Source organism: Rhodococcus sp. I2R (assembly GCF_020889545.1).
In the GTDB taxonomy this organism is placed as follows: domain Bacteria; phylum Actinomycetota; class Actinomycetes; order Mycobacteriales; family Mycobacteriaceae; genus Rhodococcoides.
Map to the genome: position 1 here is coordinate 13252 of NZ_JAHUTG010000010.1, position 16039 is coordinate 29290.

The window sequence follows — 16039 nt, forward strand, 5'->3', positions numbered from 1 at the left end:
AGATGACCTCGACCACGCCCCACGAGGCCATGGTCGAGGATCTGCTGTTCGTCCGCGAGGCGCTCGATGCCGCCAACATCAAGTACCTCCTGGTCCGGGGCAACGACGAGCGGCCGGTCGTCGCTATCGACGTCGCCGCCCGCCGCAAGCTCGAAACCGCGTTGGTCGAGGCCTGCTTGCGGGAGCCGTTCTACGCCAAGACCGTGGACGTCAAGCGCGCCAAGACAGTTCTCGTCGCCGACGGATCGCTCTCCGAGGCCAGTGACGCTCGCATCTTCCGGCTCTTCCGCCCCCGCGTCGAACCCGTCAGCGCACTGCACTACGGGGCATCGACGGCCGTTCAGATCGAACTGTGGGCGTTCTCGCCCACCGAGGTTCAGTTGCCGGTGGAGAATTCTCTGACCCGGCGCAGCATCGCCCCGAGCGAGGCGGTCCGCGGCACAGTCGAACGATTCGGCATGACCTGGCCGACCATCGAGAACATGTTCGCCGACCACGCGTCGGACATCAATTTCGACATCGACATCGTCTTCTCCTGGGTCGACGGTTCGTCGGCCGAGTTCCAGGCCCAACGGGCCCGCCGCATGCAGAACTACATTGTCGGTGAAGGTGATTCCTCGGCCGCTCGATTCCGGCAGATCGACGAACTGAAGTACGCACTCCGCTCGGTTCACATGTACGCACCGTGGATCCGTCGCATCTTCGTCGCCACCGATTCCCCACGTCCGGCGTGGCTCGCCGACGATTCCCGGGTGACCTTCGTCCCCAGCGACCAATTCTTCGTAGACGCATCGAATCTGCCGACACACAACTCGCAGGCAGTGGAAAGCCAGCTGCACCACATCCCTGGCCTGTCCGAGCACTTCCTGTACTCCAACGACGACATGTTCTTCGGCCGTCCGGTGGGGCCCCAGATGTTCTTCTCCCCCGGTGGCATCAGTATGTTCATCGAGGCGCCGACCCGAATAGGGTTGGGCTACAACGACGAGGACCGCAGCGGTTTCGAAAACGCGGCCCGGGTCAACCGTCGCCTGCTGCAGAAGCGTTTCGGTCTCATGACCACCCGGCACCTCGAGCATGCAGCTACACCACTGCGCAAGAGCGTGATGCAGGAGATGGAAAACGAGTTCGCCGACGAGTTCGCTGCCACCGCAGCGAGCGCATTTCGCGCCAGTACGAATATCTCGGTGACCAATTCGCTGTATCACTACTACGCGCTGATGAGTGGCCGCGCCGTCGTACAGAAAGATGCCAAGGTGACGTACATCGACACCACGGCGCACACGGGTCTGCACTCGATGGAAAATCTGCTTCCCAAGCGAGCCGTCGACTTCTTCTGCCTCAACGACGGCAGCTTCCCCGAGGTCGATCTCGACGTCCGAACACGGCGAGTGACCGCATTCCTGGAGCGCTACTTCCCGATCGTGGCGCCCTGGGAAACCGAAGCTCGCAGGAACTAGAAGCTGACGCGCGAGCTCCGAGTGCTCTCGGCGATACGCACGCCTTCGCGTTCCAGGCGACGCGCGACTTCGTCGGCGGGCACGTACTCGCCGACGGTGTCGTAGGAACCGATGGGCACCACCGAATGCACGACCGTGTCGTCGTAGACATTGACGAGGTTGAACGCTTGCGCACCGTCGCGGCCTCGGAGTGCGCCGTGCGCGACGTTCAAATCCTGCGTGTAGCAGGTCGCGGACGCCACCGACACAGGAATCCCCGCGAACGTCGCCGAGGTCGAATAATGTAGGTGGCCCGCCAGAATGGAACGAACATCCGTGCCGCGCAGCACCTCCGCCAACGCGCTCTGGTCGAGTAGCTCGACGAGCACGGCGAGGTCCAGAACCGTCGGCACCGGCGGGTGGTGCATCGCGAGGATCGTGCCGAACTCCGTGGGCGTGGACAACTCGTCGGCCAGCCAACGCAACTGCTCCGAGGTCACTTCGCCGTGATGCTCGCCCGGCACCGTCGAATCGAGCGTGATGATGCGGAGCCCGTCGACCTCGTGCACACGGTCCACCGTGCCGGTGCTCGGCTCCTGATCGAGCAATCGCGCGCGGAATGTGGCGCGGTCGTCGTGGTTGCCCATGGCCCAGATGATCTGCGCGTCGAGCGCCTCCGCCAGCGGCTCGACGAGGCCGCGAAGCCTGTCGTAGGCCCCGGCCTCACCGCGGTCGGTCAAGTCGCCCGTGAACACCAACGCGTCGGGTTGGACGCCGGACGCTTCGACATCGCCGAGGAGCCGCTGCAAACTCGCTGTGCTGTCGACACCGCCGTACAGATTCCCGCCCTCGACGAGATGAGTATCGCTGAGGTGCAGGAGGCAATGATTCGGGCGTGGATACTCCGCCGTCCGAGCCTTCATCGGTGTCTCGCTTCCGATCGGACTTGGCATGGGCACGCTGTGCGCGCGCCTTCGCCTCCAGCCTAACCACCCACCCTGAGAGTTTCAGATACGCCGGGCCAACATGTGGCTAACAGGCGCTCGGCGTAGGTGAGTGGAAGTACATAGCGGGCTATGTACTTCCACTCACATGCGGCGTCAGCCGCCTATCAGCACCCGCAGGTGCTCGTCGACGCCGCCGAGCGTGTGCTCGATGGCCACGAGCCTGCTCACGTAGTGCCCGACGGGATACTCCGCGGTGACACCGATGCCGCCGTGCAGCTGAATCGCTTCCTGCCCGAGCTTGCGCGAGGACCTGGAGATCTGCAGCTTCGCCCGAGACGCGACCATGGGATCGACGACGTCGTCGGCTAGGTTCATCGTCGCGTACAGGGCCATGCTCCGCGCCAGCTCCAGCAGCACGTACATGTCGGCTGCCCGGAATGTCAGCGCCTGGAACTTGGCCAGCGGAACACCGAACTGCTTGCGCTGCTTGAGGTAGTCGGTGGTCAACCGAAGCGCCTCCTCCATTGCGCCCACTGCCTCGGCGCACAGAGCGGCCTGCGCCTTCACCTCGGACGCGACGATCGCGGCGGTGGCGTCCGATCCGTCACCGAGGGGCTCGGCAGCGACATCGGAGAACGAGATCTGCGCCGCCCGCTGACCGTCGTGCGTGCGATAGGACTTGCGCGTCACGCCGGTCGCGTCGCCGTCGACGAGGAAGAGCCCGACACCTCCGCCGGGCAGCGCCGCGCTGACCACGAGGATGTCGGCACTGCCGCCGTGTGGGACCGGATTCTTGGTGCCGTCGAGCGAGAACGAGCCGCCATCCTCGGTTGCCGATACCCCGACCGCGACGTTCGGCCACCTACTGCCGGTCTCGTTGTGCGCGAACGCAAGCAACGTGCTGCCCTCGGCCACACCGGGCAGCACGCGTCGACGCTGATCCACCGAACCGACGTCGGAAATCAATCCTCCTGGGACGAGCACGGCGTCGAGAATCGGCTCCGGCGCAAGCCGTCGACCCATCTCGGTCATCACTGCCATGATCTCCACCGGCCCGGCGTCCATGCCGCCGTCGTCCTCGGCGAAACTGAGCCCGAGCAGCCCGACCTCGGCGAGTTGCTTCCACACGTCCGCGGACCAGCCCGGCTCGGCCGCGACGATTCGATTTCGCTTCTCAGTGTCGTACGCTCGCGAGAGCATCTCACGGGCTGTGTCTCGGAGGAGCTTCTGTTCTTCGTTCAATTCGAAATCCATAATGTGAACCTCACAATCCGAGAATCGTCGACGCGATGATCTGACGTTGCACTTCGTTGGAGCCGCCGTAGATCGACACCTTGCGGTAGTTGAGGTAGGTCGGCACCGACCGCTGCGCCCATTCCGCACTCCCGATGTCCTCGCCCGCCTCATAGGGCAGCGAGTCCGGGCCTGCGATGTCCATCAACATCTCGGTGGCGGACTGCTGCAGTTCGGACCCCCGCAGCTTGAGAATCGACGAGGCTGGATTGGGCTTGCCGTCCTCCGAACCCGACACCATCCGAAGCTGCGTCAATTCCAGTGCGAGAACCTCGTTTTCGAGCTCGGCGAACCGCGCCGCAAACAGCGGATCCTCGGCCAGCGTGCCCGTGCCGACCTTGGTCGCCGCGGCATGCTTCTTGGCCTCTTCGAGCCGTACCTTGGTGTGTCCGACGCGGGCGACTCCGGTGCGCTCGTTGCCGAGCAGGAACTTGGCGTAGCTCCAGCCTTGATTTTCTTCTCCGACAAGGTTTTCCGCAGGGACACGCACGTTCTCGAAGAACACTTCGTTGACCTCGACGCTGCCGTCGATCAGTTTGATCGGGCGCATCGTGATACCCGGAGTGTTCAGGTCGATCAGCAGGAACGAGATGCCTGCCTGCTTCTTCGGCGCAGTCGGATCGGTCCGAACGAGGGCGAAGATCCAATCGGCGTACTGCCCGAGCGTCGTCCATGTCTTCTGGCCGTTGACGATGTAGTCCTCGCCGTCGCGCAGCGCTGTCGTGCGGAGCGAGGCCAGGTCCGATCCAGCTTCCGGCTCGGAGAATCCCTGGCACCACCAGATGTCCACATTTGCCGTCTTGGGGAGGAACTTCTCCTTCAGCTCCTGCGAGCCGAACGTCGCGATGACCGGTCCGACCATGGACGCGTTGAAAGCCAGCGGCTCGGGCACCGAGGCCAGCTGCATCTCGTCGAGCCAGATGTGGCGCTGCACCGGGGTCCAGTCCCGGCCGCCGAACTCCTTCGGCCAATGCGGAACAGCGAGTCCGTTCGCATTGAGAATCCGCATCGTGGTCACCAGATCTTCACGGCTCAGCTCGGCGCCGACGCGGTTCTTCTCGCGTATCTCCGCGGGAATCTCGGTGGTGAAGAAAGTACGCATCTCGTCACGAAATGCGGCTTCCTCTTCTGTCAGGGCAAGATTCATGAGATCCCTCCGCTATCTTTCCACTGGGTCATCCTCGACCGTACTCTGCGGCAACTGCGATAATGTTCGCTGACTATGACTTTTCTGGCACTGGTTCGGCACGGCGAAACCGATTGGAATCTGCACGGCCGACTCCAGGGCAGCTCGGACATTCCGCTCAACTCGACCGGCCGAGCTCAGGCGAGCGAAGCCGTCTACGAACTCGAAGGACGACGCTGGGACTTACTGGTCAGTTCGCCACTTTCGAGGGCTGCCGAAACTGCCGACATCATCGGCGCCCACCTGGGAATCGAACGCACTGGAACCTATGCTGACCTGGCCGAACGGCACTTCGGCGCTGCCGAGGGCTTCACCGATTACGACGCTTGGTCACGCTGGCCGCACGGGCACTATCCGGGCCTCGAGTCGCGCGAGAATCTGATCGTTCGAGGCCTGCGCGCGATCGACGAGATAGCGGATATGCACCCCGATTCGTCGGTCATAGCCGTCGCCCACGGCGGTGTCATCCGCGCGATTGTGGGCGCCCTCCGCGGAATTCCGTCGCCGCGCATCCTCAATGCAGGAGTATCGACACTGGTTCGGCAGAACGGGAAGAATTGGACTGTCGAGACAATCAATGGCGTCCCCGCACAAAGGACTCGGTGACATGCGCACAGAACGGCATATCGAGGAATTGGGTTTCGTCCTGCCCGAGGAGGCTGGGGCCCCGCCCGGGTTCACGTTCTCCTTCGACTGGGTACGCGTGCGCGGCAACCGCGTCCACGTCTCCGGTCACTCACCCCAGCTCGCCGACGGCTCCCTCGCCGGCCCGTTCGGGGCCGTGCCGTCGGAGATCTCCCTCGATGCTGCGACGGACGCTGCCCGCGACACCGCGCTGGCCGTCCTGGGCAGCGTGCGTCGAGCGATCGGTGACCTCGACCGAATCAGCGCCTGGCTCACGGTTTCCGGAATGGTCAACGCCGACCACGGGTTCACCCAGACGACGACCGTCATCAACGGCTTCTCCGATCTCGTTCTGCAGATCTTCGGCCCGGAGGTCGGCGCGCACGCACGCAGTGCGATCGGAGTGGCAGCACTGCCGATGAACAACGCTGTGGTCGTATCGGCAGAAATCGAGATAGACGGCTAGGAACCCCAGCGGCTCTCAATCAGCGGCTCTCAATCAGCTTCTCGGACGCTTGTCCTTGCCCTTGGGTCCGCTGAATTTTCCGCCACCGCGCGGACCGCCACGGCCCCCGGGAGGGCCGAAATCGGGCTGCAACTGAATCAGCACCCCACTGATGCGGGTGCGACGCAGCGCCTCGACGGTCTCGTCGGCGAGATCGGCTGGAAGTTCGACGAGCGAGTGGTCCGGACGGATGCTGATGTGCCCGAAATCGCTGCGACGAAGTCCGCCCTCGTTCGCGATGGCTCCGACGATCGCACCGGGGGCGACGTGATGGCGCTTACCCACGGCGATGCGGTAGGTCGCCATGTCCTGACCGGTCTTGCGGTGATGCGAGTTGGCGGCATCCTCGTCGAACTTGCGCGGCACCCGCTCGCGCGGTTCGCGTGCCGCGCGCGGCGGGGCGGGCGGCTCGGGCTTGAGCAAGAACTCTTCACCGTCGCGGGACTGCACGGCGAGCGCCGCAGCGATGTCGGCGAGCGGGACGTCGTGCTCGCGTTCGTAATCCTCGATCAGCTTGCGGAACAGTCCCAGGTTCGTCGAGCTCAGGCTCTCGGTGATGGAGTCGCCGAACTTGGTGACGCGCTGCGCGTTGACGTCGTCGACGCTGGGGAGCTGCATCTCGGTGATGGGCTGGCGCGTCGCGCGTTCGATCGCCTTGAGCAGGTGACGCTCGCGCGGTGCGACGAAGAGCAGAGCCTCACCGGCTCGACCGGCCCGGCCGGTGCGTCCGATGCGGTGCACATAGGACTCGGTGTCGTGCGGAATGTCGTAGTTGATGACGTGCGAGATCCGGTCCACGTCGAGGCCGCGGGCAGCGACGTCGGTGGCCACCAGTACGTCGATGGCGCCGCTCTTGAGCTGACCGATGGTCCGTTCGCGCTGAGCCTGGACGATATCGCCGTTGATCGCGGCGGCAGAGAATCCCCGCGCCCGCAGCTTCTCGGCGAGTTCCTCCGTAGCCTGCTTCGTCCGGACGAACATGATCATCGCCTCGAACTCTTCGACCTCGAAGATCCGGGTCAGCGCTTCCAGCTTGCGCTGGTGTGCCACCTGTACGTAGCGCTGGGTGATGTTGGGTGCAGTCGAGGTCTTGGTCTTGACGGTGATCTCGACCGGGTCGTGCAGGTACTGCTTGGAGATCTTTCGGATCGCGGGCGGCATCGTGGCCGAGAACAGCGCGACCTGCTTGTACTCAGGGGTGTCCGCCAGGATGCGCTCGACGTCTTCCTGGAAGCCCATCTTGAGCATCTCGTCGGCCTCGTCGAGCACCAGGTACTCGAGCTGAGACAAGTCGAGTGTGCCCTTTTCGAGGTGGTCGATGACACGACCTGGCGTTCCGACGATGATCTGCGCACCCTTGCGCAGCCCGGAAAGCTGAATGCCGTAAGCCTGACCACCGTAGATCGGGAGAATATGCAGGCCGGGGATGTTGGTGGCGTACTTACCGAACGCCTCGGCCACCTGGAGCGCGAGTTCGCGCGTCGGAGCCAGCACGAGTGCCTGAGGCACCCGGCGTGAGACGTCGAGCCTGGACAGGATCGGTACCGCGAATGCAGCGGTCTTGCCCGTGCCCGTCTGCGCCAAACCGACCACATCATTGCCGCTCATCAGCGGCGGAATGGTGGCGGCCTGGATGGGCGAAGGACTTTCGTAGCCGACGTCGTGCAGCGCCTTGAGGACGCGTTCGTCGATGCCGAGATCGGCGAAGGTCAGCGGCGGGTCGGTGGCCGCCGACGCCGGCCCGTTCGATGTGGACTCGTCCGTGGTCCCAGCGGCATCGGTCACAGCGGCATCCTGATTCGGCTCTGTTGTGCTCATATACCTGGGAGTTTAATCCCTGTCACGGCCTCCGACGGACCGAGTGCCGAGAATTGGGCGCAACGAACGGGGATGAGCGGCGACTCCGCACCCGCTCGAGGGTCCAACTGCCGGCGAAATCGGGCATTTCGTCGCGGTCGAAATCGGCATCGCCACCAGTTATGGTGCTCTGCGAGTCATACCAAGCTCCACTGAACGTGTAGAAACGTCGCAAACCGGACACCCCGGTAATGCAGAACGACACGGAATGTGATGAAATGCACACCTGTTACGTCATTTACCCGGAGGGGTCCTACAGTGCGCGAATATTCTGTGCCAGCATCATTCACCATTCCCGAAGATGCATCGATGGCCGACACGGTTTACCGATACGAGAAGGAGTGCCCGAACCTCGTTCCCTTCCAGCGCCAGGCCGGCGGGACGTGGACCGACGTCACCGCAGGTCAGTTCGCCAAAGAGGTAGCCGCCGTAGCCAAGGGCTTCATCGCCTCCGGCGTCGAGGTCGGCGACCGCGTCGCCATCCTGTCCTCCACCCGCTACGAGTGGGTCGTACTCGACTACGCCATCTGGACCGCGGGCGGCTGCACCGTCGCAATCTACGAGACCTCCGCAGCCGACCAGGCGCAGTGGATCCTCGAAGACTCGGCCACCACGATGCTCGTCCTCGAAACCCCCGAGCACGCCGAAGCCTTGAAAGCGGTCACCGAGGGCGCGGCGGATCTGCGTGAGGTTCTGCAGATCGACGCGGGCGCCATCGAAGAACTCAGCACCCGCGGCGCCGGCGTCAGCGACGAGGACCTGCATGCCCGTCGCAAGCAGGTGAACGCGTCCAGTCCCGCGACGCTCATCTACACCTCGGGCACGACCGGGCGCCCCAAGGGCGTTCAGCTCACCCACGGCAACTTCTACGCCGAGATCCAGGCCACTTCGATGGCTCTGCACGACTCGATGAACGAGGGCAACCGCACGCTGATGTTCCTGCCGATGGCCCACGTGTTCGCACGCGCCGTCTCGGTCGCCGCGTTCGAGTCGAAGGTGACCATCGGACACACCTCCGACGTGACCACCCTGCTCGACCAGTTCGCCACGTTCAAGCCCGACTTCATTCTCTCGGTGCCCCGCGTCTTCGAGAAGGTCTACAACTCGGCCAAGCAGAAGGCATACGACGGCGGCAAGGGCAAGATCTTCGACAAGGCCGCAGCCACCGCCATCGAGTGGAGCGAGGCCAAGGATAAGGGTGGGCCCGGCCTGATCCTGAGCGCCAAGCACGCCGTGTTCGACAAGCTCGTGTACTCCAAGCTCCGCACAGCGCTGGGCGGCAACTGCGAGCGGGCGGTCTCCGGCGGCGCAGCCCTCGGCGCTCGTCTCGGACACTTCTTCCGCGGCGTCGGCATTCCCGTCTACGAGGGCTACGGCCTCACCGAGACCAGCGCGGCGATCACCGTCAACACCACCACCGAGCAGCGCATCGGCAGCGTCGGCAAGCCGTTGAACGGCCACGCCGCTAAGATCGCCGACGACGGCGAGCTTCTGGTCAAGGGACCGGTCGTGTTCGGCGGCTACTGGCACAACGACAAGGCGACAGCCGAATCGATCGTCGACGGCTGGTTCCACACCGGTGACCTCGGATCGATCGATCAGGACGGGTTCGTCTCGATCACCGGCCGCAAGAAGGAAATCATCGTCACCGCCGGCGGCAAGAACGTTGCGCCGGCCGTGCTCGAGGATGCACTCCGCGCGAACGCTCTGATCAGTCAGTGCCTCGTGGTCGGAGACGGCAAGCCGTTCATCGGTGCGTTGATCACCCTCGATCCCGAAGCACTACCGGGATGGAAGGAACGCCACAGCATCGCCGAGAACATCGCGTTCGAGGATCTGAAGAAGAACCCCGACCTCATCGCCGAGGTCGACCGGGCCGTCGCCGACGCCAACAAGAAGGTCTCGAAGGCAGAGCAGATCAAGAAGTACTCGGTGCTCGAGGTCGACTTCACCGCCGAGACCGGCGAACTCACCCCGACGATGAAGCTCAAGCGCAACGTCATTCATCAGGAGCGTGGATCCGAGATCGAAGCTATCTACAGCTGATCTCCACCGCATGAAAGCAGGGCCCGTGTGCATCACACGGGCCCTGCTTTCGTAGTGCGCTACACGTGTTCGAGTAAGAAGGTAGCCGCGTCCAGCGAGACGGTCCGGTGTACCTTCTCGTGCAGCAGGTCGTGACCTGCGTCCTCGTATTCGCGCAACTGCGCCCCGGGCACGTTCGGGATCCAGGCACGCACGGCATCGATCGGCGCCATCCGGTCGTCCACCCCGTGCACGGCCAACAAGGGCACCGCGGTGTCGTCGAGATCCGAGAGCTTTCCAGTCGTCGACTTCGGTGTTCCGCACAGCACCGCCGCGCAGAATCCGCTCGGCTCCTCGGTCAGGGCGGCGATCGCGGTCGCCGCCCCCAGCGAATGGCCCATCAGCGCCATCGGCACCCCCGAACGCTCGGCACGAGCGAGACTTGCCAGCTGCAGCGCGTTCTTCGCCAACCCGGCAATCTGCGATGCGTCCGACAACTCTCCCTCGGTCAAACCGTGTCCGACGTGATCGATCGCCCACACGTCGATGTCCTCGTTGTTGAGGACGCGGGAGAAGCGATGGTAATGGCCGCTGTGCTGGCCGAGACCGTGAAGAAATACCAGAACCAGACGCGGATGGGTCGTCGTCCACGAGCGATAGTGGACGGCACCGGTGACTCCCTCGAAAAAAGGCATTCGGCTATTTTGCATGCCGAGCTTCGGCGTCGGTGCACTCACCTACAGTTGGGCGCGTGTTCCTCTTGGCCGACCGCGTCGTTTACAGCGCCAGCGACCTCTCGGCCGCCGCGTCGTGCGAGTACGCGTTGCTTCGCACCCTCGATGCAAAGCTCGGCCGAATCGACACCGTTCACGACGCCGCAGACCCCATGCTCGAACGCACCTCGTCTCTCGGCCTCGCGCACGAACGCCGTCAACTCGACCTGTTCCAGAGCAGGTTCGGAGCGGGTGTCGCGATCATGCCCAGGCCCGAGCGCACGCTCCTCGGTCTGGCCGACGCCAATGCCGCCACCATCGAAACCGCGCTGTGGAAGTACGACGTGTTGTATCAGGCCACGTTCTTCGACGGCCGCTTCCTCGGGTTCTGCGACTTCCTGGTCAAGGAAGGCACTCGGTCGAACGACACCGCGTACTCCGTGTACGACACGAAGCTGTCGCGGCACGCCCGAGTACCGGCCCTGCTGCAGCTGGCCGCGTATGCGGATGCGCTCGAAACCAACGGCATCGAGGTGGCCCGGCACCTGCACCTGATGCTCGGCGACGGCTCCACCACCGACCACGCAACCAAGGACCTGCTCCCGGTCTACCGTCGCCAGCGAGCCCACCTCGAGGAGATCATCGACGAGCATGTCGCCGACGCCGAACCCGTCGACTGGGCCGACCCCCGGTACACCGCTTGCGGGCGGTGCGATGCGTGCGAGGAGCAGGTCATCGCCCGCGAGGACCTGCTCCTCGTCGCCGGCATCAGCGGAGGCAACCGAGCACATCTCGTCGACGCCGGCGTCACCACCATGACTAAGCTCGCCGCGCTCGACGGACCCGTCGAGGGTATCTCTGCCCGCGTACTCGGAAACCTCGCTGCGCAGGCGAGACTGCAGGTAGCGCAGTCGATGAGCGGTGTGCCCGAATACGAGATCATCGATGCCGCTGCGCTGGGCAGCATTCCGGAGCCGAACGCGGGAGATGTGTTCTTCGACTTCGAGGGTGACCCGCTGTGGACCGAGGGCACTGCGGACTGGGGTCTCGAGTATCTCTTCGGCGTACTCGACGCAGGCGGCGCGTTCACACCGTTCTGGGCCCACGACCGAGCGCAGGAGCGGGCGGCGTTGACTGCCTTCCTCGAGTACGTGACCGCGCGTCGGCGCGAGTATCCTGGGATGCACGTCTACCACTACGCGGCCTACGAGAAGACGGCGCTGTTGCGTCTCGCCGGACGGTACGGCGTCGGCGAGGATGTCGTCGACGACCTGCTTCGCGAGAACGTTCTCGTGGACCTCTACCCCGTCGTGCGGGCATCACTGCGCATCGGTGAGCGGTCCTACAGCATCAAGAAGCTGGAGCCGCTGTACATGCCGGGCAGTCGAGACGGCGAGGTCACCAACGCCGCCGCGTCGATAGTCGAGTACGCGAACTGGTGCGACCTGCGCGATCGAGGGTGTACCGAGGAGGCCGACGCGTTGCTCGCCGAGATCGCCGAATACAACCGCTACGACTGCGAGTCGACAGTTCGGCTGCGCGACTGGCTGCTCACCCGAGCGGCCGACGTCGGTGTCACGCCGCGGGCACCGGCCGCCCTCGCACCCGAGTCGGTCGAGGAAATCGACCCTGCCGAAGAGTCGTTGCGCGAGTTCGTCGGCTACGGCCCAGTCTCCGAGCGCTCACCGCAGGCGCAGGCGGTGGCCCTCTACGCCGGATCGATCGGGTATCACCGCCGAGAACGCAAGCCGTTCTGGTGGGCCCACTTCGACCGGTTGCAGAGCCCGGTCGACGAATGGGCCGAGTCCGGCGATGTGGTGAAGGTGGACACCGGCTCGATCGATTCGGTATGGGCGAAGACCACGCCCAGGCAGAAGCTCCTTCGGCGTCGGCTGACGTTGCACGGGAGCGTCGGCAACAGCCTCGGCAAGACCGTGCGACTGCTGTACGACGTGCCGGCCCCCGACGGGTTGGACCAACCGCACCCCAGCTATCGGGCGTGCAGCAAGGCCGACGTCGTCGAGGTCAGCGAGGCGTTCGTCGTGGTCGAGGAGAAGCTCGCCGCGGGCGCCGATCCGTATGAGCAAGTTCCGATGGCGATTGCACCCGACGCGCCCATCCGCACCGTCAGCCTGGAAGCGGCGATCGTCCGCGCGGCGTCCGAGGTCGAGCGGTCGTTGCCGAATCTGCCCACAACCGCGATGGCCGATCTGGCGGCACGGTCGGCGCCGCGGACACTCTCGGGCCGGCCGCTGCCCGCGATCGTGGTCGGCGAGCACGGCGCCGGGAACTACGTCGATGCGATTGCTGCGGCATTGGAAGATCTCGACAACTCGTATCTCGCTGTGCAAGGCCCTCCTGGCACTGGCAAGACCTACACGGCGGCAACGGTGATCGCACGGCTCGTCGAGCAGCGACAGTGGCGCGTCGGCGTCGTCGCGCAGTCTCACTCGGTGGTGGAGAACCTCCTGGATGCGATCGCGAAGGCGGGGGTCGCCCCCGAACTGATCGGGAAGAAGGCGCCGACCGAGCACACCCTGTTGCGCGATGCGGACTATCCCGGTTTCGTCGCCGACGCCGCCGGCGGTTGCGTTATCGGCGGGACGGCCTGGGACTTCTCGCTCGACACTCGCGTCGTGCCGGGTTCGCTCGATCTACTCGTCGTCGACGAGGCGGGACAGTTCTCGCTGGCCAACACCATCGCTGTCGCCGGTGCTGCACAGAACCTGCTGCTGTTGGGCGATCCCCAACAGCTACCCCAGGTCAGTCAGGGCACGCACCCCGAACCGGTGGACGAGTCGGCCCTGGGATGGCTCGCCGAAGGACACGACGCGTTGCCCGCCGACCGCGGCTACTTTCTGAGCCGGACCTGGCGCATGCACCCTGCACTGTGCGCACCGGTCTCGGCGCTGTCGTACGAGGGCCGTCTGTTCTCCAACGAGCAGGCCACGGGCACGCGGGTGCTCCACGGTCTGGCACCGGGGCTGCACGCCGTGACCGTCGATCACCACGCGAACACCACCGACTCACCGGAGGAGGCCGAGGAGATCAGGCGGCAGATCGAATCGCTTGTCGGTTTGCCGTGGGTCGATCCGGAAACCCACGACGCGACGCGGGGCCTGACGCCCGGCGACTTCATCGTCGTAGCGCCGTACAACGCGCAGGTGGCTCTCATTCGCGAACATCTCGAACGCGCGGGCCTCGCGGACGTCCCCGTCGGCACTGTCGACAAGTTCCAGGGGCGGCAGGCACCGATTTCGATCGTGTCGATGACCGCATCGAATGCAGGCGATTCGCCCCACGGGGCGCGCTTTCTGCTCTCACGAAACCGGTTGAACGTCGCGATCTCCCGCGGCCAGTGGGCGGCGATCGTCGTGCAGGCGCGAACGCTGACGCACTACCTCCCCGCGACACCCGACGGCCTCGAAACCCTGGGGGCATTCATGGCCCTCACCGGGTGATGAGCCCTGCTTCGAACATGCCCCGGTCTCAGCCGAAGTTCTTGCCCTCACCGCGGTAGGTGGGGACGGCGGTGACGGTGCCGTCTTCCTCGGCGATGTGCAGGGTGTCGAAGCGTTCGCACACTTCCCCGGCTTTGGCGTGCCGGAACCAGATGCGATCTCCGATGGTGACGCTTCCGGGTGGCACGGCGACCGGCGTCTGAACCTCACCTGCTCCTTCGTTTCGCAGAAGTTTCAACCCACCGCGCACGAGGCCGCCGAGGGCGGTGTTCATCGCCACCGGCGAAGGCGCGCGCGACCGCGAGGCCGGACCGGAGGCTACGTAGCCGCCGCCGAAGGTCGTTGCGACGGCCGGCGTAGGAGTGCGGACCACGGGCAGCGCGAAGTACAACGCCGGATTCGGAGTGAAGGCCCGATAGCGATCGAACAGGGTGGGCACGAACAATCCGGAGCCGGCCGTGACCTCGGTGACGACGGGGTCGGCCGAGCTGACCTCCAGCGAACCCGTCCCGCCACTGTTTACGATTTCGAGGCTGCCGACCACATCGGTGACCGCGTCGACGACCTCCCCTCTGCGCAGTTTCAGGTCCGCTACCGAGGCCCTCTTCATCAACTCGACGGCGATGTTCGAGTCGGGCAGTCCGGCGATCTGCGCCTCGTAGAACATGACTCCGACGACTCGAAACCCCCGCTCCTTGGCGAGACGGGCGAACTCGGCGACCTGCCCCGGCTCGCGCAGCGGGGATCGCCGAACTCCGATGTGCAGCGGGCCGATCCGAAGGGAAGCGTCGACGTCGATGCAGATACGCGGCTTGACCAGATCGGATCCTGCTGCGTCGCGGATGATGTCGAGGTGTGCCGGGTCGTCGACCATCAGCGTGATGCGGCCAGAGAGCACTCGGTCGCGTGTGATGGTGGCCAGGGCGGACTTGTCGACCGTCGGGTACCCCATGAGAATGTCTTGCGCTCCGAGCCGCGCCAGCCAGATCGCCTCGGACGGTGAGTAACACATGAGGCCCGCAAACCCCTGCGCGGCAGTGAGGTCGGCGCCCAGCACTCGTTCCAGAATTGCGCGAGAGCGAACGGACTTGCTCGCCACTCGCACCGGAAGGCCGTTTCCTCGTCGAATCAACTCGTGCGCGTTGGTCTCGAACGCCGCGGCATCGAGTGCCGCGAACGGGGGTTCGAGATCGGCGCTGACCCTGGAGATGCGGTCGAGGGCGGTCGGGCTGCGGCCGAGAAGTGACGTCACGGGCCCAGTCAAGCACCCTCCGACGGCATCTGCACCCTTCACGGGCGCTCGACGGCCTTCGCGGCGATCACACCGGCCAGGTCGTCCAGTGCAGCTATGACGGCGATGTCGTCACGATCGACCAGCCACCGCAGAATCAGCCCATCGACGGTCGCCATTCCGAATCGGGCCACCGAGTCGACCGGTTCCAGCCATCGTGTTCCCGTGTGCTCTGCCGCGCGGCTGAAGAACTCGAATGCCTCGGTGTCACGAATCCGGTACTGCCCACTGGCGAGAGCGGCAGCCTGCTCCGAACCCAGCGCTCGATGCCGGAGCAGATAGGTCTTGATCTCGTAGGACAGCAGCTGGCGGTCGGCTGATCGCTCGACGATCGGCCACACCGCACTCAGTCCGCTGTGCAGCAATTCACGAAGTCCCCTGGTCCCGGTGAGTTCGCATGCGTCGACCGCTGCGTTCAAGGCGGCGTGCAGCGCCCCGGTGATGTCGACGATCAGACCCTCGCCCATCGCCGTGACGAGAATTTCCTTGGACTCGAAGCAGTAGTAGACGGCGCCACGCGGTACGCCTGCTTCCTCGGCGACCCGGCGAACGGTCAAGCCCTCGATCCCCACCTGCTCGGCGACGTTCAATGCGGCCGCGACCAGTCGAGTGCGCCGTGCATCTACGGGCAACCGGGTCTGCATGCTTCCCGATAGTAGGCGCGCACGGGCGATGGGGGCCGTGAATTGACCGTGGCG

12 protein-coding genes are annotated in these 16039 nt (G+C 65.0%); 5 read left to right on the plus strand and 7 right to left on the minus strand.

The window, feature by feature from the left end; genetic code table 11:
* The first annotated feature begins 2 nt into the window (after positions 1-2).
* On the plus strand, positions 3-1460 hold the full coding sequence (locus KVY23_RS12215) for a stealth family protein (RefSeq protein ID WP_230556785.1): 1458 nt from the start codon (positions 3-5) through the stop codon (positions 1458-1460).
* Here KVY23_RS12215 and KVY23_RS12220 read toward each other — a convergent pair.
* The 3 genes from KVY23_RS12220 to KVY23_RS12230 form a co-directional block, all read right to left on the minus strand.
* On the minus strand, positions 1457-2392 hold the full coding sequence (locus KVY23_RS12220) for a phosphodiesterase (protein ID WP_269418060.1): 936 nt from the start codon (positions 2390-2392) through the stop codon (positions 1457-1459). The genes KVY23_RS12215 and KVY23_RS12220 overlap by 4 nt on opposite strands.
* Before the next feature lie 147 nt (positions 2393-2539).
* Positions 2540-3640, minus strand: coding sequence for an acyl-CoA dehydrogenase family protein (locus tag KVY23_RS12225; RefSeq protein ID WP_075839626.1), 1101 nt, complete (start codon positions 3638-3640; stop codon positions 2540-2542).
* Between the two features lie 10 nt (positions 3641-3650).
* A complete protein-coding gene (locus KVY23_RS12230; protein WP_075839627.1) occupies positions 3651-4826 on the minus strand; it encodes an acyl-CoA dehydrogenase family protein in 1176 nt (391 codons plus the stop codon).
* Between the two features lie 75 nt (positions 4827-4901).
* On the opposite strand from KVY23_RS12230, the gene KVY23_RS12235 reads away from it, so the two are divergent.
* Together KVY23_RS12235 and KVY23_RS12240 are read left to right on the plus strand one after the other, a co-directional pair.
* Positions 4902-5471 carry a histidine phosphatase family protein gene (locus KVY23_RS12235; protein ID WP_230556600.1) on the plus strand — a complete coding sequence of 190 codons (570 nt, stop codon included), beginning with the start codon at positions 4902-4904 and terminating at the stop codon, positions 5469-5471.
* A gap of 1 nt (position 5472) precedes the next feature.
* On the plus strand, positions 5473-5955 hold the full coding sequence (locus KVY23_RS12240; RefSeq protein WP_230556601.1) for a RidA family protein: 483 nt from the start codon (positions 5473-5475) through the stop codon (positions 5953-5955).
* A gap of 33 nt (positions 5956-5988) precedes the next feature.
* Here KVY23_RS12240 and KVY23_RS12245 read toward each other — a convergent pair whose 3' ends face one another.
* Entirely contained in the window at positions 5989-7812 is a 1824-nt protein-coding gene (locus tag KVY23_RS12245; RefSeq protein WP_230556602.1) for a DEAD/DEAH box helicase, read from the minus strand.
* 297 nt (positions 7813-8109) lie between these two features.
* Here KVY23_RS12245 and KVY23_RS12250 point away from each other — a divergent pair, with 297 nt between their 5' ends.
* Entirely contained in the window at positions 8110-9897 is a 1788-nt protein-coding gene (locus tag KVY23_RS12250; RefSeq protein WP_230556603.1) for a long-chain fatty acid--CoA ligase, read from the plus strand.
* Positions 9898-9956: 59 nt separating this feature from the next.
* Here KVY23_RS12250 and KVY23_RS12255 read toward each other — a convergent pair whose 3' ends face one another.
* The gene (locus KVY23_RS12255) at positions 9957-10571 is read right to left on the minus strand and encodes an alpha/beta hydrolase (protein WP_230556604.1); all 615 of its coding nucleotides are present in this window, start codon (positions 10569-10571) and stop codon (positions 9957-9959) included.
* A gap of 56 nt (positions 10572-10627) precedes the next feature.
* Here KVY23_RS12255 and KVY23_RS12260 point away from each other — a divergent pair, with 56 nt between their 5' ends.
* Positions 10628-14050, plus strand: coding sequence for a bifunctional RecB family nuclease/DEAD/DEAH box helicase (locus KVY23_RS12260; protein ID WP_230556605.1), 3423 nt, complete (start codon positions 10628-10630; stop codon positions 14048-14050).
* Positions 14051-14078: 28 nt separating this feature from the next.
* On the opposite strand, the gene KVY23_RS12265 is transcribed toward KVY23_RS12260, so the two are convergent.
* Both KVY23_RS12265 and KVY23_RS12270 read right to left on the minus strand, forming a co-directional pair.
* A complete protein-coding gene (locus tag KVY23_RS12265) occupies positions 14079-15302 on the minus strand; it encodes an alanine racemase (protein ID WP_230556606.1) in 1224 nt (407 codons plus the stop codon).
* A gap of 38 nt (positions 15303-15340) precedes the next feature.
* The gene (locus tag KVY23_RS12270) at positions 15341-15985 is read right to left on the minus strand and encodes a TetR/AcrR family transcriptional regulator (RefSeq protein ID WP_230556607.1); all 645 of its coding nucleotides are present in this window, start codon (positions 15983-15985) and stop codon (positions 15341-15343) included.
* Positions 15986-16039 lie beyond the last annotated feature (54 nt).